Origin of the sequence: Stenotrophomonas sp. RG-453 (genome assembly GCF_033843685.1) — a bacterium.
Taxonomy (GTDB): Bacteria; Pseudomonadota; Gammaproteobacteria; order Xanthomonadales; family Xanthomonadaceae; genus Stenotrophomonas; species Stenotrophomonas bentonitica_A.
The window spans coordinates 396,334-413,404 of record NZ_JAMYED010000001.1 but is presented as its reverse complement, the minus strand read 5'-3'; the positions used below and the strand labels follow the sequence as shown (position 1 = coordinate 413,404).

General features: G+C 67.0%; 11 protein-coding genes. 2 read left to right on the top strand and 9 right to left on the bottom strand.

Features of this window, described 5'->3' with window-relative positions; genetic code table 11:
• Nucleotides 1-181 precede the first annotated feature (181 nt).
• Together NJD74_RS01715 and NJD74_RS01710 are read left to right on the top strand one after the other, a co-directional pair.
• Nucleotides 182-664 (top strand): peroxiredoxin, encoded by a 483-nt coding sequence (locus NJD74_RS01715; protein WP_019186086.1) that lies wholly within the window; start codon nt 182-184, stop codon nt 662-664.
• A 29-nt stretch (nt 665-693) separates the two neighbouring features.
• Nucleotides 694-1,266, top strand: a complete 573-nt coding sequence (locus tag NJD74_RS01710; protein WP_319623536.1) for a ferritin-like domain-containing protein — start codon at nt 694-696, stop codon at nt 1,264-1,266.
• Nucleotides 1,267-1,491: 225 nt separating this feature from the next.
• Here the strand turns inward: NJD74_RS01710 and pbpC are convergent, their stop codons facing one another.
• From pbpC to prpC, 9 genes are all read right to left on the bottom strand, one after another.
• The gene (gene pbpC / locus NJD74_RS01705; RefSeq protein ID WP_319623535.1) at nt 1,492-3,867 is read right to left on the bottom strand and encodes a penicillin-binding protein 1C; all 2,376 of its coding nucleotides are present in this window, start codon (nt 3,865-3,867) and stop codon (nt 1,492-1,494) included.
• Between the two features lie 53 nt (nt 3,868-3,920).
• Complete coding sequence (locus tag NJD74_RS01700) at nt 3,921-8,840, bottom strand: alpha-2-macroglobulin (RefSeq protein ID WP_319623534.1); 4,920 nt, start codon at nt 8,838-8,840, stop codon at nt 3,921-3,923.
• 133 nt (nt 8,841-8,973) lie between these two features.
• The gene (locus tag NJD74_RS01695) at nt 8,974-10,431 is read right to left on the bottom strand and encodes a bifunctional 2-methylcitrate dehydratase/aconitate hydratase (protein ID WP_319623533.1); all 1,458 of its coding nucleotides are present in this window, start codon (nt 10,429-10,431) and stop codon (nt 8,974-8,976) included.
• Nucleotides 10,432-10,451: 20 nt separating this feature from the next.
• On the bottom strand, nt 10,452-11,642 hold the full coding sequence (gene prpF / locus NJD74_RS01690) for a 2-methylaconitate cis-trans isomerase PrpF (RefSeq protein ID WP_319623532.1): 1,191 nt from the start codon (nt 11,640-11,642) through the stop codon (nt 10,452-10,454).
• A gap of 80 nt (nt 11,643-11,722) precedes the next feature.
• A complete protein-coding gene (locus NJD74_RS01685) occupies nt 11,723-12,073 on the bottom strand; it encodes a type II toxin-antitoxin system RelE/ParE family toxin (RefSeq protein ID WP_319623531.1) in 351 nt (116 codons plus the stop codon).
• A complete protein-coding gene (locus tag NJD74_RS01680) occupies nt 12,036-12,293 on the bottom strand; it encodes a type II toxin-antitoxin system ParD family antitoxin (protein ID WP_019186079.1) in 258 nt (85 codons plus the stop codon). The genes NJD74_RS01685 and NJD74_RS01680 overlap by 38 nt, the downstream gene beginning before the upstream one ends.
• Before the next feature lie 41 nt (nt 12,294-12,334).
• Entirely contained in the window at nt 12,335-13,051 is a 717-nt protein-coding gene (locus NJD74_RS01675; RefSeq protein ID WP_319623530.1) for a hypothetical protein, read from the bottom strand.
• Between the two features lie 97 nt (nt 13,052-13,148).
• Nucleotides 13,149-15,764: a Fe/S-dependent 2-methylisocitrate dehydratase AcnD gene (gene acnD / locus NJD74_RS01670; protein WP_319623529.1), complete on the bottom strand. Its 2,616-nt coding sequence runs from the start codon at nt 15,762-15,764 to the stop codon at nt 13,149-13,151.
• 139 nt (nt 15,765-15,903) lie between these two features.
• Nucleotides 15,904-17,061 carry a 2-methylcitrate synthase gene (prpC, locus tag NJD74_RS01665; protein ID WP_319623528.1) on the bottom strand — a complete coding sequence of 386 codons (1,158 nt, stop codon included), beginning with the start codon at nt 17,059-17,061 and terminating at the stop codon, nt 15,904-15,906.
• Nucleotides 17,062-17,071: the final 10 nt, after the last annotated feature.

The following is a 17,071-nucleotide window of genomic DNA, read 5'->3' as shown; positions in this document are numbered from 1 at the left end:
GTCGGCCCACCGTGACGCCGGGGGCGAATGATCCTGCGCAATGCGGCGGACATCCCGGGCGGCTACGCTGCCCCCGTGGCCCGCCTTTCCCGCTGAAGATGGGTCTGCACGGCCGGTTTTCAACATGTTGACATGGCCATCCCATGCCCCTCACTACCCTGCCTGTGTCCAAGGAGTCCGCATGACCATCCACGTTGGCGACCGCATTCCCGAAGTCACCCTCAAGCGCATCCGCGAGGGCATGGAGACCATCGATACCCATGCCCTGTTCGATTCGCGCAAGGCGGTGCTGTTCGGCGTGCCCGGCGCATTCACCCCGACCTGTTCGGCCCGGCACCTGCCCGGCTTCATCGAGCAGTTCCCCGAATTCCGCCACCGCGGCATCGAGGTGTTCTGCATGGCGGTCAACGACCCGTTTGTCATGAAGGCCTGGGGCGAGAGCCAACAGGTCCCCGAGGGGCTGCAGATGCTGTCCGACGGCAATGGTGAATTCACCCGGGCGCTGGGCCTGGAAATGGATGCCAGCAGTTCGGGCATGGGCACGCGCTCGCGTCGCTTCGCGCTGTATGTCGAAGACGGTGTCGTGCGCGAAACCTTCATCGAGGAACCCGGAAAATTCGAGGTGTCTTCGGCCCAGTACGTGCTGGAGCATCTCCCCCGCTAGACCCACGCAACAGAGGAACCCGGCCAGCCATGTCAACGCCAGCCAAGAACACCCCCAACAACGCCCGCCCGCCGGGCATCAGCGACACCGCCACCCTGCGTGCCAAGGCCCGCAAGGACATCGAAGATGGCGCGATCACCGACAGCTACAGCGCCGACCGCAAGGCGGTGATCAAGCTGCTCAACGATGCGCTCGCCACCGAGTACGTCTGCGTGCTGCGCTACTACCGCCATTACTTCATGGCCAAGGGCATGCTCGCCGATTCGATCAAGGCCGAGTTCCTGGAACACGCACAGCAGGAACAGGCGCATGCCGGCAAGCTGGCCGAACGCATCGTGCAGCTGGGCGGCGAGCCGGATCTGAACCCGGATATGCTCACCGCGCGCTCGCATGCCGAGTACAAGGAAGGCAGCGACCTGCGCGACATGGTCCGCGAGAACCTGATTGCCGAGCGCATCGCGATCGACAGCTACCGCGAGATGATCAACTTCGTCGGCGACAAGGACACCACGACCAAGCGCATCCTCGAAGAGATCCTCGCGCAGGAAGAAGAGCACGCCGACGAATTCGCCGATCTGCTGGACGGCTGGATCGGCGAGTAACGCCAGCCGCATGCCGACTCTTGGCCCTGTAGTGCCGGCCGCTGCCGGCTCCTGACGCTGTAGTGCCGGCCGCTGGCCGGCTCCTGCAGCATCCGAACGGCGTGCAGTGCCGGCCAGCGGCCGGCACTACCGTTCATGGTGTGATGCCGGCCAGCGGCCGGCACTACCGTTGATGGGATGATGCCGGCCAGCGGCCGGCACTACCCGATCGCGGGCAGCAACCCGTCAGCGCAGGATCCGGAACCGCACCTGCGTCCACGCACCATCGGCGGCCAGCGCGGTCAGCGTGTGCTCACCCACCTCGTCGAAATCGCGCTGGAACAGCCGCGCGCCTTCAGTGCGGGCGATCCAGCGGTCATCCAGCAGCCAATCCACGGTCGTTTCATTGCCCAGTGCACGCAGTTGCAGGCGAACGCCGCGCTCGGCATTCGGCGCGCGTGCGAGGGTGGCGCGGTCGTTGAGCCCCTCGATATGCAGCGTCCCACCACTCTCTCGACCATCGTCGCTGCAGTCCGGGGACAACGCAGGCAACTGCGAGGCCTGACGCTGCGCGTGCGGCAACCACGGCGACAACAGCGCCGGCCAGCGCGCGATCTCACGCGACTCCGTCGCATGCGGTCGGCTGCACTCCGGCGACAGCCGCAGCCCCGTGCGCGCATCCACCTGGAACCGCTGCAGACCCGGCTGCCACAGCCGCGCCTCGCGCTCGGCGAAGGTCGGCGGCACCGCCCCATCGAGCACGAACGCCGGCATCCGCCGCTGGCACAGCGCGGGCGCCATCTGCTCGGCCAGACCACCGGTCGGCCAGCAGATATCGGCCTGCGCCACGCTCGCCGGCATCGGCGCCGCACGGGCATCGCCGGCCTGGCGCGGCAGACTGTCGACCACCTCGAACATCAGCGGCAACGCGGTCACCGCGCCGTACTGCCCGGGCAGCGGCGTGCCATCCGGGCGCCCCACCCACACACCTACCGTGTAATGGCGCGTCGTGCCGATCGCCCAGGCATCGCGGTAGCCGTAGCTGGTGCCGGTCTTCCAGGCCACACGTGGGCGGCCGGTGACATCGAAGGTGCCGGTGCCGTAGCCCGGGCGGGGATTGGACTCGAGCACCTCGCGGGTGATCCACGCCGCGCCGGGGGACATCAGGCGGCGCTCGATCACCGCATCCCCGGCGGTATAACGCACCCGCCCGGCGATACCGTTGCGGTTGAACGCGGCGAAGGTGCCGACCAGATCCTCCAGCCGCGCGCCGGTGCCGCCGAGAATCAGCGAGAGATTGGGCGCACTGCCGTGCGGAAAGCGCAGATTGATGCCCGCATGCGACAGGCGTGCCGCGAAGCGCGCCGAGCCGACGCGATCCAGCAGGTCCACCGCCGGCACATTGAGTGACAACCGCAGCGCCGTGGCGGCACTGACCGGCCCGTTGAAGGCCGCATCGAAGTTGCCCGGCCGATACCCGCCGAAGCTCTGCGGCGCATCCACCATCAGGCTTTCCGAATGGATCAGGCCATCATCCAGCGCCATGCCGTACAGGAACGGTTTCAGCGTTGAGCCCGGTGAGCGCCACGCCTGCACCATGTCCACATGGCCGAGCCGCTGTTTGTCGCCGAACGCCACCGAACCGACGTAGGCACGTGCCTCCAGTGTGCGGTTGTCCACCACCAGCAACGCCGCCGAGGTGCGCTCGGGCAGCTGTGAAAAGTAGGACGACACACGCTCTTCCAGCGTGCGCTGCAGGCCGATATCCAGCGTGCTCTCGATCCGCGCCGCCCGCGGCTGCGCCGAGCGCAGGCGCTGCGCCAACAACGCCGCATGCAGCGGGGGCTGCAGGGCGCGGGTGACCACCGGCTCGATGCGCGCATCGTCGACCTCCTCGCGTGACCACACACCGAGTGACACCATGCGTTCGAGCACCTTGTCACGCGCCCGCTGTGCCGCCTCCGGATGGCGGTCCGGACGCAACCGGCTGGGCGACTGCGGCAGCACCGCCAGCAACGCCGCCTCGGCATGCGACAACTGCGAGGCTGGCTTGCCCAGATAGGCCCAGCTCGCCGCCTCCACGCCTTCGATGGTGCCCCCATAGGGCGCACGTTCCAGATACAGCGCCAGGATCTGCGCCTTGCTCAGGTGCAGTTCCAGCTGCACCGCGCGCAGCAGCTGCTTGGCTTTGCCCCAAGGCGTGCGCGTATGCGGATCGAGAATACGCGCGACCTGCATGGTCAGGGTTGAACCACCGGAGACGATCCGCTGCTCGAACAGCCATTGCTTGCCGGCCCGCAGCAACCCCCACGGATTGATGCCCGGATGCCGCCAGAACCAGCGGTCTTCGTAGTTCAGCAGGGCCTGCAGATACAGCGGTGACACACTCTCGGCCGAGGCCGGGTAGCGCCACACGCCGTCGGCATCGGCGAACGCGCGCAACGGGGTGCCATCGCGTGCGACCACCAGGGTGCTGGTGTCACGCTGCCTGGGCAGCGGTGGCGGAAACGCGAGATCCAGCACCAGCAGCAGCGTGAGCACCGCAGCCGTACCCCAACGCAGGTAAGGCAGCACACTGCGCACCGCCGACGCCCACCACCGCTTGGAAAAAAGAGACGTCATGTCAGGTCAGCAACGAGGCAGGCGGGCCGTCACGCGGACGGCCCGCCCTGCGATCAGGGCTGCACCACGGTCAGCGATGCCGGGAGGCTGCGCCCTACGCCGCGCAGGTCCGGACGGTACATGTCCTCCACCAGCGGTGGCGGCACGCGGTAGGTGCCCGGCGTGACCGCACGTACCAGGTAGAACACCTTGGCGGTGCTGCCACGGGAGAGTTTCAGCGCGGCCACATAGCGATCGTCGCGGAACTCTTCGTGCTTGATGTTGGCCGCATCGCCGCGGTCGTTGACGCTCAACCCATCGACCACCACATCGGCCCACTGCTTGGCATCGCCCAGGTTGAAGTTCTCGATCTCCAACCCGGCCGGCAGCAGATCGGTCAACAGTGCATCGGGCATGTCCACGTTCGGGGTGACGCTGACGCGTACGATCAGGGCCTCGCCTTCCTTCAGCGGCCGCGGCGTCCACGGCTTGCCGTCGGTGGTGTACCAGCTGCGCTCCACGCCCAGCGTGCGGCTGTCCGGTTCAGGCGGGTTGCGCGGAATGCCGGCCACTTCCAGGCTGGCGAACATCGGCGGCTCCCCCTGCGGGGTGAAGCGCACGCCCTTGGCCAGCGCGGCGTAGTCGAAGCTGCGGCCGAACATGCGGCGCGCCGAGATGCTCTCGCTTTCGCCACCGACCACCAGTTCACCGGATACCAGCTTCTTCTGGTTGGCCGACAGCGCCTTGCCCATGCGCGCCAGCGCCACCTGCTCCTGGGTGCTCAGCCACATCCAGCCACTGTTGCGGCGGGCGTCCAGCGCGCGGCCGAGATCGACCGCACGTGCATCGTAGGCCGGCTTGGACAGCTTGCGCTCGTGCAGCAGCGCGATCATCAGCGCGTCATCGCGCACCGCGCTGCCGTAATCGCCGAAGTAGGCCGGACGGTCCGCCGCGCTCTTGGCGAAGCCGGCGGCAATGGCCGCATCGCCGCGCTTGTGATCGCCCTGCAGCGACAGCGCGATGCCCAGGTGCACCAGCGACAGGCCGGTCAGCGATTTGCTGCGCTCGTTGTCATACAGCGCGCGCAGGGTTCCCAGCGGCGCACGGTTCACCCGGGCCAGCACGTAGCCCGAATAGGCCTGGTTGGCAAACTTCAGGTTCTCGCGGCGATCCTCGCCATAGAACTGGTTGCCGCCGGAGAGCAGGTCTTCGCTCAGCCGGTTCAGTGCCTTCTGCAGCACGTTGTCCGGCACGGCGAAGCCGGCGTCCTTGGCATCGAGCAGGAACTCGGCGATGTACGGGGTCAGCCAGGGATTGATGTAGCCGTCGTCGCCCCACATCGAGAAGTTGCCGTTGGCGACCTGCATCGAGGCCAGGCGGCCGAACGCACCTTCCATGCGCTCGCGGCGGGTCTTGGCATCCAGCCCGTCCGCTCCGAGCATGGCCGAGGTCGCCTCATCCAGCATCAGCGCGGCGTAGCCCTTGCTGGTGGTCTGCTCGGCGCAGCCATACGGATAATTGAGCGCGCCGTTCAAGGCACTGGCGAACGGAATCGGCGGCAGCGCGCTGACCAGCATGCGCGCGGTCACCGAGTCGTTCATCAGGCCATCGGCCAGCCCGGCTTCCATCGTGACCGCGGCCAGCGGATCCAGCGTGCGGGTCTGTGCGCGCAGTACCTGCGGCCACGCCGCGCGCACCGGCAGGTCATAGCGGCGATCGACCTTGAAGCCGTTGCCGTCCACGCGTACGCGCACCTTGGCTACCGTGTAGCCCTCGCGCGCGGTCAGCGGGAAGCTCAGCGTGCTCTTGGCGTCGGCGTTGAGCTTGAGCGTGCGGCTGGACTCGCCCAGGGTGAGCGGCCCGATGCCATCCACCTGCACCTTGAACTCGCCCGGCGTGCCGGTGAAGTTCTGCACGTCCAGGGTCACGGTGCTGGTATCGCCGGGCGCCATCACGCGCGGCATGCTCGCCTCGGCCAGGATCGGCGCGCGCACCACGGTCTCCACGTCACGCTTGCCGTACTGGTCATCGGCATACACCAGCGCCGACACGCGCAGGGTGCCGTTGAAGTCCGGCACCTTCAGCGCGACCCGGGCGATGCCCTTGGCATCGAGCTTCACCGGGCCGGAGAACAGGTCCACTGTCTGCACGCGCGCGGTCGGGCGCTTGGCCTGCGGCATCGCCGCCAGCGCCATGTCGCCGCCGAACTTCAACTTGCCGCTGCTGCCGTCGAAGCTTTCGATCACGCGGCTGTAGATGTCATAGGCATCCACACCCAGGCGGCGCTGCGCGAAGAAGTGCGCGGCGGCATCGGGCACCGGAAAGCGGGTGATGTTGAGGATGCCCACATCCACCGCCGAGACGGTCACATGCGCGACCTTGCCGGCCAGCTGCGGGGCACTCACGGTGACCGGCAGCGTCTGCTCCGGACGCATCTGCTTGGGTGCGACCAGGCCGACCGCGATCTGGCGTGCCTTGCGGTCCATCGGCACATGCACCACGCCGACCGCACGGGCAGGGGTGATCTTGCTCGGGGCACTGCCGCCACGGAACACCAGCGCGGTGATGTAGACATCGTGGCGTTCCCACTCGGCCGTGACCGGAATGTCGTAGGTGCTGCCCGGCTTGGCGTCGATATCCTGGACGTAGAGCATGTTGTGGCTCTCGACCATCAGCACGCCCTTGCCGGCATGCGGCGGGGTCACGGTGACGCGCACGGTATCGCCGGCCTTGTAGCCGGTCTTGTCCAGTGCGAGCTTGACCTTGTCCGGGCGCGCATCCAGGCCGCGGTTGTCGTCGTTCCAGCTCCAGCCGGCGTTGAACGGATAGCGGCTGGTCAGCCCGGTGGCCGGGTCGAACACGTCCAGCCGGTACTCGCCCCACTCCACCGGGAAATCAACACCGACCGCGGCACTGCCGGCGTCGACGGTACGGGTGTCCTTGTTCTCGAAGCGACGGGTGAAGTCGTAATCCCAGCGGTTGTCGTTGAAGGTCCAGTGATAGTCGCGCAGCTCGCGCACCAGCGTGACCTTCAGGCCCTTGGCCGGCTGCGGCTTGCCCGCCGTGTCCACGCGCATCAGCTCGAAGCGCGCCGTGCTGTTGGCGTCCGCGCCGTCCTTGGGATCGAACAGCGGGCGCACACCGACCAGGGCGGCTGCTGGCCACATCACCCGCTTCAGGGTGCGGGTCACCGTGCGGCCACCGGTTTCATACACGCTGCCGGACAGTACGACGGCGATCGGCGCGGTCGGCTTCACCTCGGCCGGCAGCTCCACGTCCTGGCGCAGCTTGCCGTCGGCCGGGAACTCGGTATCGATGACGTCACGCGCCTCGCGCGGCAGCGCGGTGGTCGGGTCGCCGAAGAAATAGCCCGGCAGCGACTCGACCGGCGATTGTTCGGCCGCCACGGCCAACCGTGCGGTGAAGCGGTTGCCGTCGGCCGGTGCACCGTACAGATACGCGGCATCGGCCTGCAGTTTGAGCGGCTCGCCCGGCTTGAGCGTCTTCTGGGCGCTGTCCAGGTCCAGCTTCATGCGCTCGGGCAGGAATTCCTCGATGCGCAGGGTCATGCCCTGGATCGCTTCCTTGCTGGCCGGGTTGGTGCGGAACTCCACCTGCCAGCGCCCGGTCGGCGCCTCGGCCGGGATCAGCTGCTCGAAGCTGAAGTAGCCCTGCTCGCCCGGGGTCAGGCGGGTCTCGCGGAAGGTCTTGCCGTCCGGCTGCTTCAGGCGCAGGAACACGGGCTGAGGCTTGACCGGCTTGCCGTCGTTGTCACGCAGCAGGGCGGAGATGCGCACGGTCTCGCCCGGGCGGTACAGATCGCGGCCGGACCAGGTGAACACGTCGAACCAGGCGTTGTCGCGCCCGGCCACGGCGAACTCGCTCAGGTCCAGCGCGGGCTGGTTGAACGGCAGCATCGAGGTGTCACCGCCACTGCTGGCGATCAGCACGTGGCTGGCATCGAGGGTGTAGTTCAGCAGCGCATTGCCGTTGCCGTCGGTTGCGCCTTTGAGCACCACCTCGCCTTTTCCATCCAGGATGCGCAGCTCGATCTTCTTCAGCGACGCCCCGCTCTGCAGCGAGGCGGTGTGCACGAACAGTTTGTCCTTGTAGGCGCGCGTATGCAGGCCGATGTCGCTGACGGTGAAGAAGGCGGTGTCGTACTCCCCTTCGAACGAACCGCTGCGCTTCATCACCGCGAAGTACAGGCCCGGCTGCTGCAGCTCCTTGATGTCCTGGGTCGGCAGGTAGGTGAGCACGCGCTCGTTCTGCTTGCCGCCGATCACGAAGCGGTTGACGTAGACCGGCTCGGCCAGCTGCGACATCGGGGTCTTGTCGCCGTAGTCGCTGTCGAGCTCCCAGCTGCCGCGGCGGCCGCCGCGCTGGTACTGGCTGAAGAAGTTCGGCAGTTCCTTCTCGCGCACGCGCAGGAACTCCACGTCCACTTCGGGCACGTTGACCGAGACCACCGGCAGGCCGCGGCTGTCCTTGGCCGGCAGCACGCTGCCCTGCGAGGCGAACCCGGCCACCGGCTTGAGCTCGCCGGTAAAGACCTTCTGGCGCAGCTCCTTGCCGATCCGGCTGCCATCGGCGGCGAGCAGATCGGGGGAGACGATCAGCGAGTATTCCTTGGCCGCTTCCACGAACGGATAGCGCAGGGTCTTGCCGTCATCGGACAGCGACCAACTGCTGTCCTCGGTGCCGACCTTCTCGGCGAAGCGGACCAGCGCGTCGAAATCCTGGGTGCCGACCAGCGGGCGGGAGAACTCCAGCGCCAGCGACAGGCCGTCACTCTTCTGATCGGGGTAGGCCCGGACCAGGGTGAACTCGGTGATGGCCTCGGCCTTGGCCGCGATCGGTGAGCCGGAGGGGGCTGGCAGCTGGCCACTGTCGTTGCGCTTGCAGCCCCCTACGCCGATGGCCAGGCCGACGACCAGCGCCAGGCCTGCGATTCCCTTCCAGCTCCACTGCCCGAACCGACTGCGGCTAGCCATGACGTCACTCCTTGAACAAGGCGGCCAGTATACGGGCCGTCCCGGTCCGTCCGGAGGCGGAGAGCCCTGGCAGTGCGGGCGTCATGGTCGGGGGGCAGGTGCGCGGCGAAAGGCAGCCGACCAACGGTCGGCTCTACGTGGCGAGGTAGAGGTCCACGTACTCGTGGACGGGCATTGCCTCCAGCGCGACCGGGTCCAGCGAGGCCTCGAGGATCCGGCGCTGCTGCACGGTCGGAAACACCCCAGCCAGGTGCCGGCGGAACTTGTCCTCCAGCAGCGGGATGCCCTCGGCCCGGCGCCGGGCGTGGCCCAGCGGGTACTCGACCACCGCCTCCATCGTGCTGCCGTCAGAGAAGGTGACGTGCAGCGCGTTGGCGATGCTGCGCTTGTCCGGGTCCAGGTAGTCGGCGGTGAACTGCGGGTCTTCCACGCAGGTGATCTTCGCCCGCAGCGGATCGATGCGCGGATCGGCAGCGACGTCATCCTCGTAGTCCTCGGCGACCAGGCGGCCGAAGATCAGCCCGATCGCCACCATGTACTGCACGCAGTGGTCGCGGTCGGCCGGGTTATGCAGCGGGCCGGGCTTGTCGATGATGCGCAGGCAGGCCTGCTGGGTGCGCAGGGTGATCTGCGCGATGTCCTCGCTGCGTTTTCCGGTGGCGCGCATCTGCGCATGCACGTCCATTGCCGCTTCGACCGCGGTCTGGCCATGGAACTCGGCCGGATAGCTGATCTTGAACAGCACGTTCTCCATCACGTAGCTGCCGTACGGCCGCTGGAAGCGGAACGGCTGCCCGCCGAAGGAGACATCGTAGAAGCCCCAGGTCGGCGCGGTCAGCGCGCTGGGGTAGCCCATCTCACCGGCCGCGGCCATCAGCGACAGGCGCACCGCACGGCTGGTGGCGTCGCCCGCCGCCCAGCTCTTGCGCGAGCCGGTATTGGGCGCGTGCCGGTACGTGCGCAGCGACTGCCCATCCACCCACGCCAGCGACACGGCATTGAGCATGCGCTCGCGATCCAGGCCGAGCATGTGCGACACGACCGCCGTGGACGCCACCTTGACCAGCACCACATGATCCAGCCCGACCCGGTTGAAGGCGTTCTCCAGCGCCAGGCAGCCCTGGATCTCGTGCGCCTTGACCATCGCGGCGAGCACATCACGCATGGTCAGCGGGGCGCGCCGCAGTGCCTCGGCATTGCGGCTGAGCCAATCGGCCGTGGCGAGGATGCCGCCGAGATTGTCGGAGGGGTGCCCCCACTCCGCCGCCAGCCAGGTGTCGTTGAAATCCAGCCAGCGGATCATCGCGCCGATGTTGAAGGCCGCCTGCACCGGATCGAGCTCGAACCGGGTGCCGGGCACGCGTGCCCCGTTGATCACGCGCATGCCCGGCACCACCGGCCCAAGCAGCTTGCTGCAGGCCGGGAACGAGAGCGCGGCCAGCCCGCAGCCCAGCGTATCGATCAGGCAGTGCCGCGCGGTGGTATACGCCAGCGGCGAGCTGACCTGATAGTCGCGAACGTAATCGACGATGTCGGTCAGGACCGTGTCCCATGCGGGACGCTGGTTGCTGTGGCTGTCATGACCGGACATCGTGATTCTCCTGTTGGGTGTTACAAGGTCGTCGCGGGCACCCGTACGGCACCGTCCATCAACACGCGGGCACTGCGGCTCATGATGGCCTTGGTGACCGTCCACTGACCGTCAACGAGGGCCGCCTGCGCGCCCACGCGCAAGGTGCCCGAGGGATGCCCGAAGCTCACCGATTCGCGCTCGCCGCCCCCGGCGGCCAGGTTCACCAGGGTGCCCGGGATCGCGGCGGCAGTGCCGATGGCGACTGCGGCAGTGCCCATCATGGCGTGGTGCAGCTTGCCCATGGACAGCGCGCGTGCGTGCAGATCGATATCACCGGCCGCGATCTGCTTGCCGCTGGAAGACACGTAGTCCTGCGCCGGGGCGACGAACGCGACCTTCGGCGTGTGCTGGCGGATCGCGGCCTGCTCGATGGTCTCGATCAGCCCCATGCGCACCGCGCCGTGCGCGCGGATCGCCTCGAAGCGGGCCAGTGCGGCCTTGTCCTCGTTGATCGCCGGCTGCAGTTCGGTGCCGGTGTAGCCCAGGTCGGCCGCGTTGAGGAAGATGGTGGGAATGCCGGCGGTGATCATCGTCACCTGGAAGCTGCCCACGCCGGGCACGTCGAGCGTGTCGACCAGATTGCCGGTCGGGAACATCGACCCGCCCTCGCCGTCGCCATCATCGGACGGGTCGAGGAACTCCAGCTGGATCTCCGCCGCCGGGAAGGTCACCCCGTCCAACTCGAAATCGCCATCCTCCTGCACCTGGCCGTCCACGATCGGCACATGCGCCAGGATGGTCTTGCCGATATTGGCCTGCCAGATCCGCACGGTGCACAAACCGTTGTGCGGAATCCGCGCCGGCTCGATCAGTCCGTTGCTGATCGCGAACGGGCCGACCGCGGTGCTGAGGTTGCCGCAGTTGCCGCTCCAGTCCACGAAGGCGGTCTCGATCGAGACCTGGCCGTACAGGTAGTCCACGTCGTGATCCGGCACCGACGGCGCGGAAATGATCACGCACTTGCTGGTGCTGGAGGTCGCGCCGCCCATGCCATCGGTGTGTTTGGCATACGGATCGGGCGAGCCGATCACGCGCATCAGCAGCGCATCGCGCGCCGGACCAGGCACCTGCGCCGCAGCAGGCAGATCGGTCAGCTTGAAGAACACGCCCTTGCTGGTGCCACCGCGCAGGTAGGTGGCAGGGATGCGGAGCTGGGGGAGATGGGTCATGAAATCATGTCCGTGCAGGATGGATGGGGACGAGCGGATGCGTCATCCGCTTGAATGGCGCTGCGTGCACCGGAGGACGGTCATGGCGTCTGATCCATCAATGCATCGAGCCCGCGCGAGGTATCCCAGACGCGAAGGATGTCAACGCGGTCCGGAAGGTCAAGGTAATAGACCAAATAGCGATCAAAGATGGGCAAGATCACGAATCGCAGTGGGACCGGCAGGTCATCGCTGACCCAAGCGTGCCGAGCGGACCCTGCCCCAGGAAATGCCGCGATCCGCAGCAGTGTGGCATCCACCGTCGCGATGAACCGTTCGCCCAGCGCCAACCCTCCCTGACGCGCGAACCAGAGCGCAGCGTCGGCCACGTCCTGTTCCGCGCGTGGCCGCCACTCAATCCGCTTCACGGTCCAACCGCTCTGCCAGGTCACGGCGCATCCGCTCGAAAGTTGCCGAGGTGACCGGCGCACTTGGGCCAGACGCCAAGCCCTCCGCAATCAACCTGCGCAGCAGCTCTTCGGCCTTTTGCCGCTGGCGCTGGCGGATCAGGTCGCGCACGTAGTCGGACGTACTGGAGTACCCCCCCTGGCTGACTTCCTCATCGACAAACTGCTTGAGCGGATCGGTGAGCGAGATGTTCATCGTGGCCATGATCAGACCTCTTTGGCAATTTTTGCCATAAAAGTGTGCACCTACATCTCATTGATCGCAACTCCGCCCCGTTCATCCCGCCGCTCCGCTGTTTCGGCTCCCGCGCTACGACGCTCCCGGCGGAACAGCCACAGGATCATCAGCTTGGTGCTTCCGCTGACCACGGCCAGCAGCAGCAACGGCCAGCCCAGACGCAGGCCCATTGCGAAGGCGAACACGATGGTGGAGATGTCCATCAGCAGGATCAGCTGGCTCATCCGCAGCGACACCGCGCCCGTGCGGCCGGAGCGCCAGATCAGCAGGATCTGGTGCGCATAGCCCTGGGCCAGCAGCGCGGTAACGGCCACGATCATCGCCGAGGCGAGCACGCGGCCCTCATCCACGTGACGCTGCCCCCACACCAGGCCCAGCAGTGCGCACAACAGCGCCACGCACGCCACGACAAGGCTGGCGGTCGCAGCGCGGCTGCGCCGGTCCGTCCAGATCTCTCTCAGGATCAGCAGCACAAGCACCGAGGCAAGCAGGCGCGGCCACACGATGAAGTGGTTGAACGGCTGGATGCTGTAGCCGTAGACGAAGAACGACAGGTAGGCGAGGAAACTGACCGTGAACTGATTGAGCGACAGAATATCGGTGGCGATGGCGCCTGCCGTCGCGCTCGCGCGGCGCTGCCACACCTTGCGCAGCTGGGCCCACACACCCACCAGGCTCAGCAGGATGAAGGCGGTATTGATCGCGCCCGCGACGGTGTAAAACATGTCGCCGCCTGTCCCGGTTATTGTGGAACCTACGCGCCAATGACCCCATGCCAGCGACGCGCCAGGCCCGCACCTCGCGGGCGGGCCTGGCATACCGTCACGCCACCTGCGCCGATTCCAGGAAGTCCTGGGCGAACCGCTGCAGCACGCCGCCGGCCTCGTAGATCGAGACTTCTTCAGCGGTATCCAAGCGGCAGGTGACCGGCACCCGCAGCTGTTCACCGTTGTGGCGGTGGATGACCAGGGTCAGCTCGGCACGCGGCACACGCTCGCCGAGCACGTCAAAGGTTTCGGTGCCATCGATGCCCAGCGTCTTGCGGTTCACGCCTTCCTTGAACTCCAGCGGCAGCACGCCCATGCCGATCAGGTTGGTGCGGTGGATGCGCTCGAAGCCTTCGGCCGCGATCGCTTCCACACCGGCCAGGCGCACGCCCTTGGCGGCCCAGTCACGCGAGCTGCCCTGGCCGTAGTCGGCACCGGCGATGATGATCAGCGGCTGCTTGCGGTCCATGTAGGTTTCGATCGCTTCCCACATGCGGGTGACCTCGCCTTCCGGCTCCACGCGCGCCAGCGACCCCTGCTTGACCTGGCCATCAACCACGGCCATTTCGTTGATCAGCTTCGGGTTGGCGAACGTCGCACGCTGCGCGGTGAGATGGTCGCCGCGGTGGGTCGCGTAGGAATTGAAGTCTTCCTCGGGCAGGCCCATCTTGGCCAGGTACTCACCGGCCGCGCTGCTGGCCATGATCGCGTTGGACGGCGACAGATGGTCTGTCGTGATGTTGTCGCCCAGCACCGCCAGCGGGCGCATGCCGGTGAGGCTGCGGGCACCGGCCAGCGCGCCTTCCCAATACGGCGGGCGGCGGATGTAGGTGCTCTGGGGGCGCCAGTCGTACAGCGGGCTGATCGGTGCACCGTGTTCCACCTTGAAGGTGAACATCGGGTCGTAGACCTTGCGGAACTGCTCCGGCTTGACGCAGGCCTTGACCACCGCGTCGATCTCGGCATCGCTCGGCCACAGGTCCTTCAGCGTGATCGGATTGCCATCGGCATCGTGGCCGAGCGCATCCTTTTCGATATCGAAGCGCACCGTGCCGGCGATCGCGTACGCCACCACCAGCGGCGGCGAGGCCAGGAACGCCTGCTTGGCGTACGGGTGGATGCGGCCGTCGAAGTTGCGGTTGCCCGAAAGCACGGCGGTGGCATACAGGTCGCGGTCGATCACTTCCTGCTGGATCTTCGGGTCCAGCGCGCCGCTCATGCCGTTGCAGGTGGTGCAGGCGAAGGCCACGATGCCAAAGCCCATCTGCTCCAGTTCGGTCAGCAGGCCGGCTTCTTCCAGGTACAGCTGCACGGCCTTGGAACCGGGCGCCAGCGAGCTTTTCACCCACGGCTTGCGGGTCAGCCCGGCGCGGTTGGCATTGCGGGCCAGCAAGGCGGCGGAGATGACGTTGCGCGGGTTGCTGGTGTTGGTGCAACTGGTAATCGCGGCGATGATCACGGCGCCATCGGGCATCAGGCCATCGGCCTGTTCCTGCTTGCCCGAGGCGAGCTTGCCTTCGTCGGCGATGCCGCGGGCGGCCAGGTCGGTGGTCGCCACACGCTTGTGCGGGTTCGACGGGCCGGCCATGTTGCGCACCACGCTGGACAGGTCGAACTGCAGCACGCGCTCGTACTGCGCGGTGACCAGATCATCGGCCCACAGGCCGGTGGCCTTGGCGTAGGTTTCCACGAGTGCGACCTGATCGTCCTCGCGGCCGGTCAGGCGCAGGTAATCCAGGGTCTGCTGGTCGATGTAGAACATCGCCGCGGTGGCGCCGAACTCCGGCGTCATGTTGGAAATGGTGGCGCGGTCGCCGATGGTCAGCGCGTTGGCGCCCTCGCCGTAGAACTCGATCCACGCCCCGACCACGCGCTCCTTGCGCAGGAACTCGGTCAGCGCCAGCACCACGTCGGTGCAGGTGATGCCCGGCTGCGGTCGACCGGTGAGTTCCACGCCGATGATGTCGGGCAGGCGCATCCACGAGGCACGGCCGAGCATCACGCTCTCCGCTTCCAGGCCGCCCACGCCGATCGCGATCACGCCCAGCGCGTCCACGTGCGGGGTGTGGCTGTCGGTGCCCACGCAGGTATCGGGGAAGGCCACCCCGTCGCGCACCTGCACGACCGGCGACATTTTCTCCAGATTGATCTGATGCATGATCCCGTTGCCCGGCGGAATCACGTCGACGTTCTTGAACGCCTTCTTGGTCCAGTTGATGAAGTGGAACCGGTCTTCATTGCGGCGGTCTTCGACGGCGCGGTTCTTCTCGAACGCGGCCTTGTCGAAGCCCGGGAATTCCACCGCCAGCGAGTGATCGACGATCAGCTGGGTCGGCACCACCGGATTGATCTGCGCCGGATCACCGCCGGCATCGGCGATGGCATCGCGCAGGCCGGCCAGATCGACCAGGGCGGTCTGGCCGAGAATGTCATGGCACACCACGCGCGCAGGGAACCACGGGAAATCCAGGTCCTGGCGGCGCTCGATCAGCTGGCGCAGCGAGGCCTCCAGCGTGGCCGGGTCGCAGCGGCGCACCAGGTTTTCGGCCAGCACGCGCGAGGTGTACGGCAGCGTGGCATAGGCACCGGGCTGGATCGCATCGACCGCGGCACGGGTATCGAAATAGTCCAGCGCGGTGCCGGGGAGGTTCTTGCGGTACTGAGTATTCATGGCTGGCGATAGCTGCTTGTTGGCGGGCCGGGGCGTCGTGACACCGGCGAAGAAGGAGTAGCGACGCCGCAACGGAGCAGACCGGCATCGCGCCGGCCTGTTCCGCAAAGCACCCGCGAACGGGTGCGGTACGTCGGTCTTACTTGCGCTGGTCGATCGGCACGAAGGCCTGGTCTTCCGGGCCGGTGTAGTTCGCGCTGGGGCGGATGATCTTGCCGTCGATGCGCTGCTCGATGATGTGCGCGCTCCAACCGGAGGTGCGGGCGATCACGAACAGCGGGGTGAACATCGCCGTCGGCACGCCCATCATGTGATAGCTGACCGCGCTGAACCAATCCAGGTTCGGGAACATCTTCTTGATGTCCCACATCACCGATTCTAGACGCTCGGCGATGTCGTACATCTTGACGTTCTGCTGCTCGGCGGACAGGTCGCGCGCGACCTCCTTGATGATGTTGTTGCGCGGATCGCTGACGGTGTAGACCGGGTGGCCGAAACCGATGACGACTTCCTTGCGCTCCACGCGGGCCTTGATATCGGCCTCGGCATCATCCGGGCTGTCGTAGCGCTTCTGCACTTCGAAGGCCACTTCATTGGCGCCACCATGCTTGGGACCGCGCAGGGCACCGATACCGCCGGTGATCGCACTGTACATGTCGCTGCCGGTGCCGGCGATGACGCGGCAGGCGAAGGTGGAGGCGTTGAACTCGTGCTCGGCGTACAGGATCAGCGAGGTGTGCATCGCCTTGACCCACGAATCCTGCGGCTTCTCACCGTGCAGCAGGTGCAGGAAGTGACCACCGATGGAGTCGTCGTCGGTTTCCACGTCGATCGCACGACCGTTGTGGCTCCAGTGGTACCAGTACAGCAGCATCGAGCCCAGGCAGGCCATCAGCTTGTCGGCGATGTCGCGCGCGCCCGGATGGTTGTGGTCATCCTTCTCCGGCGACACGCAGCCCAGCACGGAGACGCCGGTGCGCATCACGTCCATCGGGTGCGCCGACGGCGGCAGTTCTTCCAGCGCGGCCTTGACCGCGGCCGGGATGCCCCGCAGCGACTTCAGCTTGGTCTTGTAGGCCACCAGCTCGGCGCGGGTCGGCAGTTTGCCGTGAACCAGTAGATGCGCGATTTCCTCGAACTCGCTGGTGTTGGCCAGATCGGCGATGTCATACCCGCGGTAGTGCAGGTCATTGCCGCTGCGGCCGACGGTGCACAGCGCGGTGTTGCCGGCGGCGGTGCCCGACAGGGCAACGGATTTCTTCGGCTTGAAGCCGGGGGCGATAGTGGTGTCGCTCATGATCCCTCCA

Coding starts and splice junctions, on each gene's coding strand:
- NJD74_RS01715 (WP_019186086.1), top strand. CDS start 182: ATGACCATCCACGTTGGCGACCGCATTCCCGAAGTCACCCTCAAGCGC.
- acnD (WP_319623529.1), bottom strand. CDS start 15,764: ATGAATACTCAGTACCGCAAGAACCTCCCCGGCACCGCGCTGGACTAT.
- NJD74_RS01695 (WP_319623533.1), bottom strand. CDS start 10,431: ATGTCCGGTCATGACAGCCACAGCAACCAGCGTCCCGCATGGGACACG.
- NJD74_RS01680 (WP_019186079.1), bottom strand. CDS start 12,293: ATGGCCACGATGAACATCTCGCTCACCGATCCGCTCAAGCAGTTTGTC.
- NJD74_RS01675 (WP_319623530.1), bottom strand. CDS start 13,051: ATGTTTTACACCGTCGCGGGCGCGATCAATACCGCCTTCATCCTGCTG.
- pbpC (WP_319623535.1), bottom strand. CDS start 3,867: ATGACGTCTCTTTTTTCCAAGCGGTGGTGGGCGTCGGCGGTGCGCAGT.
- NJD74_RS01700 (WP_319623534.1), bottom strand. CDS start 8,840: ATGGCTAGCCGCAGTCGGTTCGGGCAGTGGAGCTGGAAGGGAATCGCA.
- NJD74_RS01710 (WP_319623536.1), top strand. CDS start 694: ATGTCAACGCCAGCCAAGAACACCCCCAACAACGCCCGCCCGCCGGGC.
- prpC (WP_319623528.1), bottom strand. CDS start 17,061: ATGAGCGACACCACTATCGCCCCCGGCTTCAAGCCGAAGAAATCCGTT.
- prpF (WP_319623532.1), bottom strand. CDS start 11,642: ATGACCCATCTCCCCCAGCTCCGCATCCCTGCCACCTACCTGCGCGGT.